The sequence below is a fragment of the Shimia sp. genome, assembly GCF_965227725.1.
GTDB lineage: Bacteria > Pseudomonadota > Alphaproteobacteria > Rhodobacterales > Rhodobacteraceae > Shimia.
Genome location: NZ_CBDDGH010000004.1, coordinates 469,361 through 485,664 on the forward strand (window position 1 = coordinate 469,361; position 16,304 = coordinate 485,664).

General features: G+C 58.1%; 12 protein-coding genes. 3 read left to right on the plus strand and 9 right to left on the minus strand.

What is annotated here, in order from left to right; all coding sequences use genetic code 11:
• Window positions 1-96: 96 nt before the first annotated feature.
• Window positions 97-1,617 carry a xylulokinase gene (locus tag ACO07T_RS10070; protein WP_422049287.1) on the plus strand — a complete coding sequence of 507 codons (1,521 nt, stop codon included), beginning with the start codon at window positions 97-99 and terminating at the stop codon, window positions 1,615-1,617.
• Between the two features lie 10 nt (window positions 1,618-1,627).
• Window positions 1,628-2,245 carry a CDP-alcohol phosphatidyltransferase family protein gene (locus ACO07T_RS10075; RefSeq protein WP_422049288.1) on the plus strand — a complete coding sequence of 206 codons (618 nt, stop codon included), beginning with the start codon at window positions 1,628-1,630 and terminating at the stop codon, window positions 2,243-2,245.
• Here the strand turns inward: ACO07T_RS10075 and ACO07T_RS10080 are convergent.
• Both ACO07T_RS10080 and ACO07T_RS10085 read right to left on the minus strand, forming a co-directional pair.
• Window positions 2,215-3,003, minus strand: coding sequence for a hypothetical protein (locus tag ACO07T_RS10080; protein ID WP_422049289.1), 789 nt, complete (start codon window positions 3,001-3,003; stop codon window positions 2,215-2,217). The two genes, ACO07T_RS10075 and ACO07T_RS10080, sit on opposite strands and share 31 nt — an antisense overlap.
• The gene (locus tag ACO07T_RS10085; protein ID WP_422049290.1) at window positions 3,000-4,718 is read right to left on the minus strand and encodes a cyclic peptide export ABC transporter; all 1,719 of its coding nucleotides are present in this window, start codon (window positions 4,716-4,718) and stop codon (window positions 3,000-3,002) included. Before ACO07T_RS10085 ends, ACO07T_RS10080 begins: the two co-directional genes overlap by 4 nt.
• Before the next feature lie 201 nt (window positions 4,719-4,919).
• Between ACO07T_RS10085 and ACO07T_RS10090 the strand changes: the two genes are divergently transcribed.
• Complete coding sequence (locus tag ACO07T_RS10090; protein ID WP_422049291.1) at window positions 4,920-6,590, plus strand: sulfatase-like hydrolase/transferase; 1,671 nt, start codon at window positions 4,920-4,922, stop codon at window positions 6,588-6,590.
• Window positions 6,591-6,596: 6 nt separating this feature from the next.
• Here the strand turns inward: ACO07T_RS10090 and ACO07T_RS10095 are convergent, their stop codons facing one another.
• The 7 genes from ACO07T_RS10095 to ACO07T_RS10125 form a co-directional block, all read right to left on the minus strand.
• Entirely contained in the window at window positions 6,597-8,633 is a 2,037-nt protein-coding gene (locus ACO07T_RS10095) for a sensor histidine kinase (protein ID WP_422049292.1), read from the minus strand.
• Window positions 8,626-10,008 (minus strand): sigma-54-dependent transcriptional regulator, encoded by a 1,383-nt coding sequence (locus tag ACO07T_RS10100; protein ID WP_209058548.1) that lies wholly within the window; start codon window positions 10,006-10,008, stop codon window positions 8,626-8,628. Before ACO07T_RS10100 ends, ACO07T_RS10095 begins: the two co-directional genes overlap by 8 nt.
• Before the next feature lie 4 nt (window positions 10,009-10,012).
• Window positions 10,013-10,138: a hypothetical protein gene (locus ACO07T_RS10105; RefSeq protein ID WP_280637703.1), complete on the minus strand. Its 126-nt coding sequence runs from the start codon at window positions 10,136-10,138 to the stop codon at window positions 10,013-10,015.
• Between the two features lie 4 nt (window positions 10,139-10,142).
• The gene (locus ACO07T_RS10110; RefSeq protein ID WP_422049293.1) at window positions 10,143-11,438 is read right to left on the minus strand and encodes a c-type cytochrome; all 1,296 of its coding nucleotides are present in this window, start codon (window positions 11,436-11,438) and stop codon (window positions 10,143-10,145) included.
• Window positions 11,439-11,440: 2 nt separating this feature from the next.
• The gene (locus tag ACO07T_RS10115) at window positions 11,441-12,637 is read right to left on the minus strand and encodes a formate dehydrogenase subunit gamma (RefSeq protein WP_422049294.1); all 1,197 of its coding nucleotides are present in this window, start codon (window positions 12,635-12,637) and stop codon (window positions 11,441-11,443) included.
• Window positions 12,638-12,757: 120 nt separating this feature from the next.
• The gene (gene fdh3B, locus ACO07T_RS10120; protein WP_209058542.1) at window positions 12,758-13,351 is read right to left on the minus strand and encodes a formate dehydrogenase FDH3 subunit beta; all 594 of its coding nucleotides are present in this window, start codon (window positions 13,349-13,351) and stop codon (window positions 12,758-12,760) included.
• 12 nt (window positions 13,352-13,363) lie between these two features.
• Window positions 13,364-16,258 (minus strand): formate dehydrogenase subunit alpha, encoded by a 2,895-nt coding sequence (locus ACO07T_RS10125; protein ID WP_209058540.1) that lies wholly within the window; start codon window positions 16,256-16,258, stop codon window positions 13,364-13,366.
• Window positions 16,259-16,304 lie beyond the last annotated feature (46 nt).

The window sequence follows — 16,304 nt, forward strand, 5'->3', positions numbered from 1 at the left end:
GGAGCATGACAGACCCATTCCCGTCCCTTCGACGAAGTCTTCTAAGACGTTTGGGGCAACACAGGTTAAAAGACTTTGAGGCATGTGAGAGCGACTATGGGCGATCTGGTTATTTCGGCAGATTTTGGCACATCCGGCGTAAAAGTTGGTGTGGTGGACAGCTCTCTCACCGTGCTCGCACGCGTTACCGAAACCTATCCGCTGTCGTTGGCCTCCGGTGGTGTGGCTGAACAAACGCCTGAAGACTGGTGGGGCGCTCTGGCGCATGCGCTCGCCGCTCTTCGCCGTGACGTGCCTGATCTCTCCAAACGCGCGTCAGCGCTTGTGTTTTCTTCCCAGCTTCTCGGCCTGATTTGCTGTGATGAGAATGGCACCCCGCTGCGCCCATGCCTCACATGGCTCGACAAACGCGCAGCCCCTTTGGGTCAAAAACTCATCGGTGGCTTCCCCGAGGTGCTCGGCTACAACATCCCGCGACTGGCCAAATGGCTGCGCATCGCCAATGGCGCTCCGGCCAAAAACGGCATGGACCCCACCGCAAAAATGCTCTGGGTGATGCAACAGGAGCCAGAGATCTACGCCCGCACCCGTTGGATGCTGGACGTAAAAGACTGGCTCATCCATCGTGCCACAGGCGAGTTCACCACCAGCCCCGAAAGCGCCAACCTGAGCTGGGTGATGGACACCAGACAGGGCCGTGAAGGCTGGTCCGATACGCTTTGCGCGCTCACTGGCATAGACCGCAGCAAGCTCGCCCCGATCACCCAAGCAGATTCCGTTGTGGGTCCGCTCACCGCGCAGGCCGCGGCAGAACTCGGCTTGCCACCGGAGGTACAGGTGCTTGGCGGCACATCCGATGTGATGGCCTCAGCGCTGGGATCTGGCGAAGTTGCCGATGGCGCTCTGCATATCTCCATCGCCACCTCGGCCTGGATCGCAGGCTTCTTCCCCAACCGCCGCCTGAGCGTGCCTCATTCCTACGCCACAGTAACAACCGGCCTCGACTTCCGCCCTCTGCTGATCGCCAGTCAAGAAAACGCGGGCTCCGCGCTTGATTGGGTCTGTAGCGTCACCGGTGGCGGCGCGGTTGATACCGGCTTTAATGATCTCGGAGCGCCTCAAGCGGATGATCCTTTCTTCCTGCCTTGGCTCGCCGGAGAGCGCGTGCCTGTGGACAATGACAGCCTGCGCGGCACCTTCCACGGGCTCAGCCTGCATCACGACAGCGCCGCCATGCGCCGCGCGGCCATCGAGGGTGTTGCGCTGAACCTGCGGTGGGCCATGTCCAAGGTGCAGCGCGAAAAAGGCGTTCAAACTTCCGGGGCGCTATCCATCGTAGGCGGTGTGGCCGCCAACCCGATTTTTGCCCAGACACTCGCCGACGCGCTGAACCGCGACATCCGCGTGTGCAGCGCACGCCACGCCGGCATGTTGGGCACGGCCACTCTGGCCGCGCCATTTATGGGCTGGGCACCTACGGTGACCGATGCCGCTGCCACACTCAAATTGCGCAGCTCAGCGTTCTACTCGCCAAACCCGGATCGCGCAGACGCCCTGGCCGCACGCGCCGAAAAACTGGACAAAATCCGCCGCCGCCTCATCCGCAGCTACACTTGAAGGACACACCATGATCGACGGGCTCATGAAATCGACAATCGACCCGCTGTGGGAGGCAATGGCCACACCTTTGGTGAAAGCCAAGCTAACGCCCAATCAGGTGACATTCATTGGCCTGCTGCTCGTGATCGCAGTCTCACTGGCTTACCTCTGGCACGGCTCGCCCGTAGCCTACGGCCTAACTCTTATTCTGGCGTTTGTCTTTGACGCATTGGATGGCGCGGTTGCCCGCCGACGCGGCATGTCCACCAAAGCGGGGGGCTATTTTGACGCCATGGTTGACCGCTACCAAGAGCTTGTTGTGCTGGCCACTCTGGCCCACATGCACGACGCTTGGCCACTCGCACTGGCTTGTTTCTCAGGCTCGGTGATCACCTCTTACGCAAAGGCGCGCACAGCCATTGAAATTCCTGTCTCCAACACGGACTGGCCCGATTTCTTTGAGCGGATGGAACGCGTGATCTACCTCTGCGCCATGCTCCTGATCGCAGGCGCGCTTGGCAGCTGGGTGGTGATCTGGGGGTTAGGCGGCTTTGCGCTCCTGTCGCATTTCACGGCCCTGCAGCGTGCGCATCGCGCCACGCAAATGCTGCGCGCTCAGGATGCTGAAGACTCTGCTGAAACATAGGCGCCGCTTCGGCTCACACGCAACGTCCGCCACATGTCAGGCGCAAAGGTCATGAGGTAGAGCAAGAACGAGGAAAGCAGCAAGAGCTCAAGCCCTGTGTAGACATAATAGACCTCGTAGCGCAGCCCCGCTGGCGCGTACCCTTTGCCCAGAAAGAAAACCAGGTAGCTTACACCCAGCGCGATCGGCACCCAAACATAGGCGCGCCGCCAAGCCGCAAAGCGCGGGGTCAGAACGCGGCCTTCTGCGCCCAGCTGTGCATAGCTGCGCGACAGGAACTCACCACACACCACCACCAGGGCTTGGCTAAAGAAGAACAGATAGCTGCCCAACATGTGCTCATCGCGAAAATGCGGAAAGCGATACTGGCTCAGAACCACCAGCCCCACACAGGCCATCGCCTGCAAAACCAACAGGGTCCAGGTCAGCAGCGTGATACGCCGCACCATCTTGGCATCGGGCGCGCTTACCCGCAGCTCGCACAAAGCAGGCAGACACAGCAGCACCACACCAACAAACAAGATCGGCGCACACAATAGCATCCAATCCGCAAACGGCTCGCCAATGCGCGGATCTCCTATGGACTCGCTGATGGTATAGGGGCGCTCGGCGGTTTTTTCAGGGTAGAACAGAGCGTATTGCCAACGCGCCGGGTAAATCTGTGCATTCACCACCAGCGTGACAAACCCGGTGCAGATCAGCGAAATCAACATCGCCAATCCTGTGCCGCGTGACGGCGTCCATTGCGTATTGGTCATCTGCCCAAAGCCTCTTTACGTGCGCGCATGCGCTCGTCCGATACGATGCGCCCCGCCTCCATTTTGATCAAGCGATCACATTTGCCAAATTGGTGATCATCATGTGTCACCGCCAGCACCAACCGCCCGGATGCTGACAGCTCCGGAATCAGCACATCATAGAAAAACGCCCGATTGGCGGGATCCTGATCCGCAGCAAACTCGTCCAGCACAATGATCGGCCTTTGCTCTGCAAGGGCCACTGCCAGTGCGAGGCGGCGGCTCTGCCCTGCAGAAAGCGAAGTGTTGGAGAACTTATCCCCCAACAACTGTACCCGCTCTGCCAGTCCAAGCTGCGCAATCCGGCTTTCCAAGGCCGCCAACTCCGCTTCCGGCATGCCATAGGCATGTTCAAACAGATGGAACTGCGCAAAGACCGCCGAAAACAGCTCGCGATACATTGCGGTCGTGTCATCCGTCAACGGCGCTCCATTGAGCAGGATGTCACCTGTTTCCGGATGGCGCATGCCGGTGATTAAAGACAGCAAAGTGGTTTTGCCCGAGCCATTGCCCCCGCAGATGAAGACCGTCTCCCCGGGGTGAAACGTCAGATCAATCGGCCCAAGGTGAAACGGCGTCACATCCGCTCGCCCGATTTCGCCGACATTGGCCTCCACACCACGCAGCGCAATACTGTCAAACCGATCCAGCGGTTTGGACACCACATGCAGCGCTTGGCTCTGCGCCTTAGCCAGTTCGGCCTCGACCCCTTTGATCTTGTAGTAACTCGCCTCCGCGCGGCTCAAAATCGGCAGAGTGTTGAAAACGAGTTCGGTCGGGCCATTGACCAAGAAGATGATGGTCAGCACCTGAAACATCACGATCGCATCACCGCCAGAAAGCATCGGCAAAATGATCACCACAAAACACATGAGCAGCGCGACAGCCAGTTGCCCACCACCGGTGCTCGCAGCAAACAAGCGCTCTGAGCGCATCTTGTGGGCCACCTGCGCTGCGATCACGGCTTTGGTTTCACCCTCAAGCGCATCGCGACGGCTGCCACGCAAGCGCAGTTCCTTCCAGCCGCTCAACATATCCGTCACACGGTCACAATACGCTGCAAAGGACTCTGAGGCATTGATCGCCCAGCGCCTTGCAGGGCCATCCATCAGGGCAAAGCCAATGCCCCCCAAACCAATCGCCGCCACTGCCGCGACACCAGCAATCCAGCTCACATAAAACAGATACGGGATCGCAAACAGTAAAACCAATGCTGCCCCAATGGCCTCCACCAGATGGATCACCGCCTGCGCAAGCTGGTTCACCTCTGCCGTCATCGCGCCATAGACTTTGCCGTGACGGCGCGAGATCAGAAAATCGATGTTGGCACGCAGCAGAAGTGCGGAAAGCCGATTGCGCATCTGCGCTTCAATCCGGGTGATGAGGGTAAAGGCGCGGACCTTCTGAAAATAGCCCGATACCACCATCGCCGCGGCACAGATCAGCAGCATCGCAACCGACCATCCAGGTCCTTCGCTGTAGCGTTGCGCGGTTTCATTGATCGCAAAGATCATACCAGCGCGGCTCAATCCGGATATCAGCGTGAGAAAAACAATTGGATCGCGCATGCCAGCACCCGCATCCAGCAGAAAGCGCACGACCTCAAGGCGACGGGCAAAGGCTCCATCAGGTTCCGCCGTCTGAGACGCGATATTGGTCTTGGCTTTGATGCTCACACAGCTCACTTATGCCGGTCAATCCGGTCCCCTCGCCCGCTTTTCACCCGGAAAACGGCGCCGACGCAATACCATCCCGATACTGCCAACAGACAACGTGGCATTTTAGGCGACGCCGAAGATCAGGCCTTACCCGCTTCTTTGGTTGACCTAGCTGCCCTGCCCCTCAAGATAGCGCAAAGACTTTGGGGGAGCGGAACAATGGCAAAAGCCAAAAACATCCTATTCATCATGTTTGACCAGCTCCGTTGGGATTACCTCAGCTGCTACGGCCATCCGCACCTGCAAACCCCGCACATCGACCGGCTGGCCTCCCGAGGCGTCCGCTTCACACGCGCCTATATCCAGTCCCCAATCTGTGGCAGCTCCCGCATGTCCACTTACACAGGGCGCTACGTCCACAGCCACGGCGCAAGTTGGAACGGCATTCCCCTGAAAGTCGGCGAAATGACCATCGGAGATCACCTGCGCAAGGCGGGCATGGATTGCTGGTTGGTGGGCAAAACCCACATGCGCGCAGACGCCGAAGGCATGGCGCGACTGGGCTTGGAACCTGACAGCCTGATTGGCGCCCGTGTTGCCGAATGCGGCTTTGATGTCTTTGAACGCGATGACGGAATGAAGCCCGAAGGCCCCGAGGGCAGCTATGACCCTGACGGCGCCAAAGCCTACAACGCCTATCTGCAAGACAAAGGATACGAGAGCGACAACCCCTGGCATGACTTCGCAAACTCCGGTCTGGATGACGAGGGCAACGTCCTCTCTGGCTGGTTTCTGAAGAATTCTTCAGAGGCGGCGAATATCGCCGAAGAGGACAGCGAAACGCCTTATCTGACCACCCGCGGCATGGACTTCATCGCTCAAGCTGACGGTCCTTGGTGCTGTCATCTCAGCTACATCAAGCCCCATTGGCCCTATATCGTCCCGGAGCCCTACGCCTCCATGTTTGGCCCTGAACACGTCTTGTCTGTTGTCCGCTCCGACAGCGAACGGCAGAAGGCCCACCCCGTTCTAAGAGCTTTCATGGACACCAAAATTGGAGAAACCTTCTCACGCCAAGATGTCCGCGACGCCGTCATCCCTGCCTATATGGGCTTGATCAAACAGGCCGATGACCAGATGGGACGCCTCTTTGCGTGGCTGGAGGAAACTGGCCGGATGGACGATACAATGATTGTGCTGACCTCCGATCACGGCGATTTCCTGGGCGATCATTGGATGGGAGAAAAGACTTTCTTTCAGGACGCAGCCACCAAGGTGCCTCTGATCATTTACGATCCCAGCCCGGAGGCAGATGCCACACGCGGTACCGTATGTGATGCGTTGGTAGAGTCCATTGACCTTGCCCCCACATTTGTCGACGTCACAGGCGAGCAACCCGCCTATCACATTCTGGAAGGGGAAAGCCTGCTGCCCATTATCCATGGGCAAAAGGAGACAACAGACCGCGAATTCGTAATTTGCGAATACGACTACTCCGCGAGCCCCATCGCCACACGGCTCAACGCATCGGTTCGGGATGCGGTACTATTCATGGTCGCCACAAAAGACTGGAAGCTCATCCACTGCGAGGGCGGTTACCCTCCGCTGCTGTTTGATCTGGTCAACGACCCCAATGAGCTCGCCGATCTCGGACAAAGCGCGGAGCATGCCGAGATCATCGCGATGATGTATGACCACCTCTTCACTTGGACCCGCCGCCAATCCCAACGCACAACACGCTCAGAGGAACAGCTCAACGAGATGCGCACCAAATCTGGAGGCAAAGGTGTTGTGATCGGGATCTATGATGAAAACGACGCGCCGCTTGAGCTGACGGTGAAATATCGCGGTCTGAAGGCCAGGCCCTATGAGGAATACTTGAAGGGCTAAAATGCCCTAACCTTGATCTGCGCATGGGAACCAGAGGCGGAACACTGTGCCTTCGCCAATGGTGCTGTCCGCCTCTATGGTGCCATCATATAGCTCCACCAGTTTGCGCGAGATCGACAAACCTAGCCCGGTGCCCTCCCCCTGTTTGGTGGTGAAAAACGGGTCAAAAATCCGGCTCAGATGCGCGTCTGTCATGCCCACACCTGTGTCCGCCACCTCGATCAACACACCAGCCTGATCGTCTCGCGTGTCGTCATCGGTAGAGACCCGCAAAGATCCGCCCTCAGGCATCGCGTGAATGGCGTTGACGATCAGATTGATCAACACCTGCTGCAGCTCGGTACGGTTGATCGCAACCGCCCCTTCGCTTTCCAGCTCCAACTGCAACGCGATGTCGCCGCTGTTCAGCAAATGCTGCACCAGCGGCACGGTATCCACCATCACTGCCGAGGGTTGATGAAGTTCGCTCCCCTGCGCGTATTCATCTGGGCGGGTGAACTGCAAAAGCTTGTTCACAATCAGAAAAATCGAATGCGTCTGTTCATCAATCAGTTTCAGCTCGGTCCGAATATCCTCGATCCGATCCCCAAGCTGCACGCGTATCACATCCAGATTCCCCTGGATCACCTGAATGGGATTGTTGATCTCATGCGCGATGCCTGCCGCAATTTCACCCACAGCCGCCAGTTTCTCGGACACAACCAACTGCCGCGTCGTGGCTTCCAACCGCCGGTTTGCTTCTGCCAAATCTTGCGTCCTTGCGGCCACCCGCCGGTTCAACTCCCGATCGCGCTCCTGAATTTGCTCCAGCAGCGCATCCATCTGTGCCGCCACACGTGCAATCTCCTCATCACTGTTCTCAACGCCAGTCCGCGCCCCCAGATCACCGCCTTCCACCCGCGTGATCGTGCGCAGCATCCGCTCCAACGGCGCAAATATCTGTCGCGCCCAGCGCAAAAAGATCGGGACGGAAATCAGCACAATCACCGCAAAAGCGACCGCAAAGGTCAGGATGGTCGAAAACTTTGCATCCCGAAACGGCTGATCCAAAAAGCCGACGTAGAGCATCCCGACGCGATTGCCAAAGCTATCCGTGACCGGCTCATAAGCTGAGATGTACCAATCGTTCACCACAAAGGCACGATCGAGCCAGACCTCACCGCGATCCAAAACAGCCTCACGTACCACGGCGGAAACACGGGTTCCCAAAGCACGCTCATCCTGAAAGAGGCGCACATTGGTGGAGATGCGCACATCATCCAAAAACAGCGTGGCGGTGCCTTGGCTGCCTTCGGTCAAGCTCGCGGTCGGATAGACCAAGTCGTTGATCGTATCAATAAACGGGAGATTGCGATTGAGCAGAACGCCCCCGACCAAAGCACCGTGGCGTCCGTCTTCTGACACCGGCGTGGCCGCATGCACCATCATGCCCCGGGTCTCCTCGACACGCTCTGTTGGCACCGCAGCCTGCGTGGGCACCAGCTTAATCCTTGCGAGCTCAGTCAGATCAGAGGAGACTTTAGCCAGATCCTCACCTGAAAAGACGTCAATCTGGGCAGAACCAAACCCGGCCAGCGCCTGAGACACAACAGGCCACCGCGCCAGATTTCTGTCATCCACCAAGCGGGGAGAGGCGGTCACAGAGCCATCCGCGGCAAGGTAATAAAGGAAATCCAACCCAAGCTGGACCCGCTGCACCTGCAGAAGACGCGCGATGCCATCCTGATCGTCAGAGCGAACATGATCCACAAAATCCGCCGAGGCCGCCAACGCCTGCATCCGCAGGTCACTGTTTTCAAGCAACTGAGACAGGTACTGATCCGCAATGGTCAGCTCGCCATTCACTTTGGCAATCAGCAGGTTATCAAACCGCGAAGACCAATTCACCGCCGTAATGATGAAGAACAGCGGCATGATGACCAGCGTTGGCAAAAGCGCGATGGCCAACAGCCGCATCCGCACAGAGGCGGAGCGGCGTCTAGGCAGCCAGGCCCAGGTTGACTTAGAGGCCGAAGGCGACCCTTTGGCGCTTGTGTCAGTCATTCCACATCGCGCATTTCCGATCGATGGTCTTGCGGGAAATCCCCAATCGCCGTGCGGCCTCCGCACGATTGCCGTCGCAGGCTGCCAGCACCGTCAGAATATGCCGACGCTCCACCGCCGCGAGGCTGTCCACCGCCGCAACCTCTTCTTCGGCGCCGTTGGCTGCGAACTCCGCCGGCCATTCGCCCACAATCAGCGACCGCTCAATCAGGTTACGCAACTCGCGCACGTTCCCCGGCCAGTCATACCGCGCCAGGTTCAAAAGCACCCCCTCAGACAGGGTCAGGGGCGGCACGCCAAGTGACTTTGAGATCTGCTGCAAGAACATCAAAGCCAGCTCTTTCAAATCCCCCTCGCGGTTTTGCAAAGGTGGCATCTGAATATTCAGCACATTGATGCGGTGATACAGGTCTTCTCTCAGGCGCCCATCTTTGACCGCCGCTTCAAGATCGGCGTTGGTGGCAAAGAGAAACCGTAGGTCCAGCGGCACTTCCCGCGAGGAGCCAACAGGCCGGATTTTCTGATGCTCCACCACACGCAGCAGTGCCGCCTGCACCGGAAGCGGCAGTTCCACGATTTCATCGAGGTAGAGCGTGCCGCCATTGGCGTTCATGAACACACCATCATGACGCACCGTTCGCCCGCCTGCGTCCTGCCGGATGTGACCAAAAAGCTCGTGCTCAATCATGTCACCGGCAATGGTCGCGCAATTGATTGGCACAAAAGGTTTGTCGGCGCGCGGCGACATCATGTGCAAGGCACGTGCGGCAACCTCTTTACCCGTGCCGGTATCCCCCGTCAGCAAGACCGGCGTTGGCAAAGGCGCGGCACGGGCCATCGTGGAGCGTATGGTCTCAATCTGCGGCGAACTGCCAAGCAGGCGCGCACGCACATGCTCGTTGCCCGCAGCAAGCTCATACTTCAGCAGGTAATTCTCCCGCCGCAGGTTCACCCGATCCACACAGCGTGCCACCGCGTTCAAAATCTGGTTGGAGCGGAAAGGCTTCAAAACAAAGTCGACGGCCCCCGCGCGCATCGCTTCAATCGCGGTGTCCATATCTGCAAATGCGGTGATCAAAATGGTGTCAGCAAAGAACCCAAGCTTGCGCTGCTCGCTCAGCCACTCAAGCCCCGAGGTTCCGGGCATCACATTATCAAGAATGACGATGTCAAAATGGTTCTGATCCAACAGGCGGCTAGCCACATCCGTATTGGCCGCCTGCTCTATGCGTCCGACCACCGGGTCGAGAATTTTGACGATGAAGTTGCGGATGCCCGGCTCGTCATCCACCACCAGCACCGAAGCTGTCGACAGGCCAATGCCAAATTCAGAAGGACGTTTGGTTTGCGCAGACGCACGGTCTATTTGGTTCATGTGGTCAATCCAACCTTACGGCTGTTCCACTGGCAACATCACTGGCAGAAAACCCGATGGCATGCAGCCCGTAGTAGGCGCCCACGGAAATGGCAGCCACAGCTGCGCAGGCCAGGAAAAACACTCTCATATCTTTAGTCCTCAAAGTCGCTGTAAAGGCGCAGATAGGCGATCAAATCTGCGCGGTCTTCGGCGCGGGTGATGCGTTGAACCGGCATTTTGGTTCCCGCAATATACACGTCCGGCCCCAAATCAAAAAGCGCATCAATGGTTTGGCTTGTCCAAATCACATCAGATGTCAGCAAGGTGTCGGAGTAGCTGTAGTCAGAAACCGTGCCCGCTTCGCGTCCAAAAACATCCTTGAGCGTCGGCCCTGCCCGTCTGGCACTGTCTCCGGTCAGCGTATGACAAATGGAGCATTTGCGCTGAAACTGGCGCTCGCCATTGGAGGCACTGTCGTTGCCGTTCAAAAACGCACGGCCTTCCGCCACCATCCGGGGGGTGTCATCCGGATCAGACAGCGGCCAGCTGAACATCGCCTCATCCAACCCACCCGCATGAATATTTTCCCCATCAGCCGAAAAAGCCAACGCCCAGATCGGCCCGCGATGGGTGGCCCTGATGTCATTGGCAATCGACCAATCCTCAGTGTTCAGCATCAGAATATAACCTTCGCCGTCGCCCACAGCGAGATGACGGCCATCCCGACTGCTGGTCATGGCCAATATCGGCCGCCGCTCTAGCGTGATGTCCTTGATCAGCTCCGCAGTGTCAGGGGTGACAATTTTTGTGACACCGTCCACGGCGCCAAAAGCCAGCCAACCAAGATCTTCGCGCAAAACCAAAGTGTTCACGCCAAACCCATTGGTCAGGAAAAGTTGCCTCAAATCGCCAGTCGCGGTGTCATAGAGACGGATTTTGCCATCTGCAGAGGCAGAAAACAGCGCAGCACCGTCCTGTGCAAAGGCAACGTCATTCACATTGCTGTCCACCTGAATAGATCGTGACGCACCACCGCTCAGCGGCCAGATGCCAACCGTCCCATCCCAGCTGGCGCTTGCCACACTGCCCCCATCAGGTGCCACCCGCAGCGCCATTACCTTGCCCTTATGCTGCCCAAGGAGCTGTGACGTTCCAGCACTCAGATCCCACAGACGCACGGCAAAATCATCCCCGGCGGAAACCGCCAGAGTGTCAGTCACAAACACCACCGAGTTGACCGCTGCCTCATGCCCTTCCAGCCACAGCGGTTCCTGATCTCTCCAAAAACCAAGGGAATTGTCGAAACTTGCGGTCAGGATCTGACGGCCGTCCGGAGAGACCGCGATGCCTTTAATCGGGCCTCCGTGGCCAGTCAGTTGAAAGAACTCCCCAGCCACCGCACCGGTGGCCCAACCCAGGAAACCAAGAAACAGCGCGACAGCCCGCATGATTACTCCGCTGGTGTCGCTCGATCAGCGCCAGATTTTGCCTGCGCTTTGGCAAGCTCCTCCTCATACCAGATTGAATGGTGCTCCTTCGCCCATTGCTCATCCACCTCACCGGTCGCCATGGTCTCAATCGCACCTTCCATACCCACAGACCCAAGATAGATGTGCGCCACGATGATGGCGATAAAGACAAAGGCCACGATCCCATGCCAGAGCTGGCTGAGTTGCATTTCTTCATAAGGGGAGAGCACTTCCGGCAATGCACCGCCCGTCAGCAGCTGCGGCAGACCAGTCATGTTCAAAATATTGAACGTCTTGGCAAACATCGGCAGCTCAAACGGGAACAGCAGCGCGAGGCCGGACGCCGAGATCGAAACGCCCAGCACAATCACCGACCAGAAAATGATCTTCTGTCCCGCGTTGAATTTCTTGGCAGGCGGATGCACGCCTTTGGAAAACAACCCACCGCCTTTGGCCAGCCACTTGATGTCCGTGCGGTCCGGAATGTTGTGATGCACCCACATGACAAAGACCATCGCCAGTCCCAGCATAAAGGCCCAAGCGATGTTGTTGTGCCCCCATTTTCCGACCAATGCGATGGTGGCATAGGCTTCGTGCCCCATCCAGGGCAGGATAAACTTACGACCAGCGATCAGCACAAGTCCGGTGATTCCGAGAACGATGAAGGACACGCCCATCAGCCAATGGGCAAACCGTTCAATCGCCAAGAAACGGATGATGTTCCGCCCGGTCTTGGCCCCTTCGATCATGATTTTGCCGCGGATCAGCCAAAACAATGCAATAACAGCCGTCATGCCGCCCAGCAGATAAAGCCCATAGGTGAGCAGCGGCCCTTCGCGGAACGTCAGCCAGGCCATGCCACTGTCTTGAATAAGCAATGTGCTAGTCGGTCCGCTGGCCTGCGTGGTGGTGTTGGCACTGCCATAGCGCAATGCACGAAACACTTCGGAATCTGACGCCACGCCGCGCGTGCCCAGCTGGCCAATCAACGCTTCGACATTGCCCTGCCCGGTCGCATCGCGCCGGAAACTGTCGTCCAGTTTCTCACCACGCTGTCGCGCCATGATATCTTCCAGCGTCTGAGCGCCGCCCGTTGAACTGCGGTCAGGTGCCGTGTCCTGAGCCAAAGCTGGCCATGCCAACATGAACGAAAGAGCCATCCAGAGAAGCGCGCGCATCACATCCTCATATCATCTGAAACCATGGGGTCAGGGCTCTGCCCGTAACCGCGCATGAAAGAGTTCCTAGAAACATCAAACCGGCGGCAAGGAAACCCGCCGCCGGTGATTTTGACGGTATCAGCCGCCTTTTTGCTCATAGGCGGTGCCCCAGCCCCAAGCGCCGGTGCCAAAACCGCGCGCCACTACGCGTTCGCGGTAAATCGCGGAGACAACATCCCCGTCACCCGCCAGAAGGGCTTTGGTTGAACACATCTCCGCGCAGATCGGCAGCTTGCCTTCCGCGATGCGGTTACGGCCATATTTGGCGAATTCCGCAGTGGAGTGGTTCTCTTCCGGACCACCTGCACAGAAGGTGCATTTGTCCATCTTGCCACGGCTGCCAAAGTTGCCTGCCTGCGGATATTGCGGCGCGCCAAACGGACACGCGTAGAAGCAATAGCCACAGCCAATGCACAGGTCTTTGGAGTGCAGCACCACACCTTCTTCGTTCTGATAGAAGCAATCCACCGGACAGACCGCCATACAAGGCGCATCTGAACAGTGCATGCATGCCACAGAAATCGAACGTTCACCCGGTGTCCCGTCGTTGATTGTCACAACGCGACGCCGGTTGATGCCCCAAGGCACCTCGTGCTCGTTCTTACAGGCCGTCACGCAGGCGTTGCATTCGATGCAGCGTTCCGCGTCGCAGAGAAATTTCGCTCGTGCCATTTCTCTTCCTCCTTATGCTGCCCAGATTTTGCAGAGAGTCGCTTTGGTCTCCTGCATCTGGGTCACGCTGTCATAGCCATAGGTCTGCGCCGTGTTGGTGGCTTCGCCCAACACATATGGATCGGCCCCTGCCGGATACTTGCTCCGCAGGTCCTCCCCTTCGAAATGGCCCGCAAAGTGGAACGGCATGAAGACCACACCTTCGCCGACACGTTCAGTCACCATGGCCATCACTTTGACCTTGGCCCCTTCGGCACCTTCGACCCACACCTGCGCCTGATCACGCACACCGAGATTGTTCGCATCACGCGGGTTGATCTCGACAAACATGTCTTGCTGCAGTTCGGCCAGCCACGGGTTGGAACGGGTTTCATCCCCGCCGCCCTCGTATTCCACCAGACGACCAGAGGTCAGGATCAGCGGATAGTCCTTGCTGAAGTCCTGTTTCTGGATCGAGGCGTACATGGTTGGCAGACGATAGAATTTCCGATCCTCATAGGTCGGATAATCCGCCACCAGGTCACGACGGTTGGTATAGAGCGGCTCGCGGTGCAGCGGGATCGGATCCGGGAAGGTCCAAACCACGGCACGGGCTTTCGCGTTACCAAATGGCGCACATTCGTGCTTGATCGCCACCCGCTGGATGCCGCCTGACAGGTCGGTTTTCCAGTTGGTCTTGGGTCCGGCCACCGCATCAATCGCAGCACGCTCTTCATCCGTCAGATCGCCATCCCAACCCAGATCCATCAGCATCTGCATTGTGAATTCTGGATAGCCATCCTGAATCTCGGAATCGAGGCTTGCCACACCTTCGGCCAGAAGGTTGTCACCGTCGCGCTCCACACCAAAGCGGGCGCGGAAGGTCAAACCACCCTCAGAGACACGTTTGGACATGTCATAGAGGTTTGGCGTGCCCGGGTGCTTCATCTCTGGCGTGCCCCAGCATGGCCACGGCATACCGTAGTAGTCACCGTCAGCCGGACCTCCATTCGCTTTCAGCGTGGTGCGGTCAAAGGTGTGCTGGTTTGCCATGTGCAGCTTGATGCGCTCAGGCGACTGACCAGTGTAGCCAATCGTCCACAGACCTGCGTTGAACTCCCGGGTGATGCTTTCCACATTCGGGGTGTTCTCGTCTTCCATTTCGATGTTGCGGAAGAAACGGTCTGCCCAGCCAAACTTATTGGCAAAGAGGCCCATGATCTCATGATCCGGCTTGCTCTCAAACAGCGGATCAATGATCTGGTCACGCCATTGCAAAGAGCGGTTGGACGCGGTCGCGGACCCGCGGGTCTCAAACTGCGTACAGGCCGGCAGAAGATACACGCCATCGGTGCGGTCTTGCATAACAGCAGAAGCGGTTGGGAACGGGTCGACAACGACCAGCATGTCCAGCTTCTCCATCGCTGTTTTCATTTCCTTACCGCGCGTCTGCGAGTTCGGCGCATGGCCCCAAAGTACCATGGCCCGCACTTTGTCGGGGTTGTCCATGTTCTCAGGATCTTCCAGCACACCGTCGATCCAGCGCGACACCGGGATACCGGTGAGGTTCTGAAGCGACTTCTCTTTGCCGTCAGCACCTGTGGTGGTCGCAAACTGGCCTTTCAGCCAATCGCCATCTTCACCCCAGACACGGCCCCAGTGCGCCCATGCGCCTGCGGACAGGCCATAGTAGCCAGGCAGCGTGTGGGACAGAACGCCAAGGTCCGTTGCGCCTTGCACGTTGTCGTGGCCACGGAAGATATTGGTGCCACCACCCTCTGTGCCCATGTTGCCCAGCGCCAACTGCAGCACACAATACGCACGCGTATTGTTATTGCCGTTGGTGTGCTGCGTGCCACCCATGCACCAGATCACGGTGCCGGGACGGTTGTTCACCATCTGGCGTGCAACGCGGCGCAGCTGTTCACCCGGCGCGCCTGTGACGCGTTCAACTTCTTCCGGGTTCCACTTGGCCACTTCTTCCTTGATCTGGTCCATCCCCCAAACACGGGTGCGGATGAACTCTTTGTCTTCCCAACCGTTTTCGAAGATGTGCCACAGGATGCCCCAAACCAGCGCCACATCGGTGCCGGGACGGAAACGCACATATTCATCTGCATGGGCCGCCGTGCGTGTAAAGCGCGGGTCACATACGATCAGCGGCGCGTTGTTGCGCTCTTTTGCGCGCAGCACGTGCAACAGCGAAACCGGGTGGGCTTCGGCCGGGTTGCCGCCAATGATGAAGATGGCTTTGGAGTTGTGGATGTCGTTGTAGGAGTTGGTCATGGCGCCGTAGCCCCATGTGTTCGCAACACCTGCAACAGTGGTGGAGTGACAGATACGCGCCTGGTGATCCACGTTGTTGGTGCCCCAATAGGCAGCAAACTTACGGAACAGATAGGCCTGTTCGTTGTTGTGCTTGGCAGAGCCGAGCCAATAAACGCTGTCCGGGCCGCTTTCTTCGCGGATCTTCATCATGCCGTCGCCGATCTCGTTGATCGCCTGTTCCCAGCTGATGCGTTTCCACTCACCACCCTCTTTTTTCATCGGATACTTCAGACGGCGTTCGCCATGGGCGTGCTCGCGTACCGAAGCGCCTTTCGCGCAATGTGCACCAAGGTTGAACGGGCTGTCCCAACCTGGTTCCTGACCGACCCAAACGCCGCTCTGAACCTCTGCCACAACCGTACAGCCCACAGAGCAGTGGGTGCAGACGGATTTGACAGTTTCAACGGCAGTGTTTGCGGCGTCTTGGGCTTGCGCCTGAGTGACGGTGCCTCCTGTGGCACCAATTGCTGCCAGCCCGCCAATGGCGAGGCCGGATCCGCGCAGGAATGTGCGGCGGTCTACAGCTTTTTCAGCTGCAACAGACAGGATACTTGTCCGCTGGGGGCGTCGCGCAACCCCGTTGGTCTTTTTCCTAAGCATAGTTTCCTCCCTTGCTGTCCCTTAACGGGAACTTGCTAGGTAACTC

Bases quoted from the DNA above. Each gene is read 5' to 3' on its own strand.
- ACO07T_RS10070 (WP_422049287.1), top strand. From the start codon at position 97: ATGGGCGATCTGGTTATTTCGGCAGATTTTGGCACATCCGGCGTAAAA.
- ACO07T_RS10075 (WP_422049288.1), top strand. From the start codon at position 1,628: ATGATCGACGGGCTCATGAAATCGACAATCGACCCGCTGTGGGAGGCA.
- ACO07T_RS10080 (WP_422049289.1), bottom strand. From the start codon at position 3,003: ATGACCAATACGCAATGGACGCCGTCACGCGGCACAGGATTGGCGATG.
- ACO07T_RS10090 (WP_422049291.1), top strand. From the start codon at position 4,920: ATGGCAAAAGCCAAAAACATCCTATTCATCATGTTTGACCAGCTCCGT.
- ACO07T_RS10095 (WP_422049292.1), bottom strand. From the start codon at position 8,633: ATGACTGACACAAGCGCCAAAGGGTCGCCTTCGGCCTCTAAGTCAACC.
- ACO07T_RS10100 (WP_209058548.1), bottom strand. From the start codon at position 10,008: ATGAACCAAATAGACCGTGCGTCTGCGCAAACCAAACGTCCTTCTGAA.
- ACO07T_RS10105 (WP_280637703.1), bottom strand. From the start codon at position 10,138: ATGAGAGTGTTTTTCCTGGCCTGCGCAGCTGTGGCTGCCATTTCCGTG.
- ACO07T_RS10110 (WP_422049293.1), bottom strand. From the start codon at position 11,438: ATGCGGGCTGTCGCGCTGTTTCTTGGTTTCCTGGGTTGGGCCACCGGT.
- ACO07T_RS10115 (WP_422049294.1), bottom strand. From the start codon at position 12,637: ATGCGCGCGCTTCTCTGGATGGCTCTTTCGTTCATGTTGGCATGGCCA.
- fdh3B (WP_209058542.1), bottom strand. From the start codon at position 13,351: ATGGCACGAGCGAAATTTCTCTGCGACGCGGAACGCTGCATCGAATGC.
- ACO07T_RS10125 (WP_209058540.1), bottom strand. From the start codon at position 16,258: ATGCTTAGGAAAAAGACCAACGGGGTTGCGCGACGCCCCCAGCGGACA.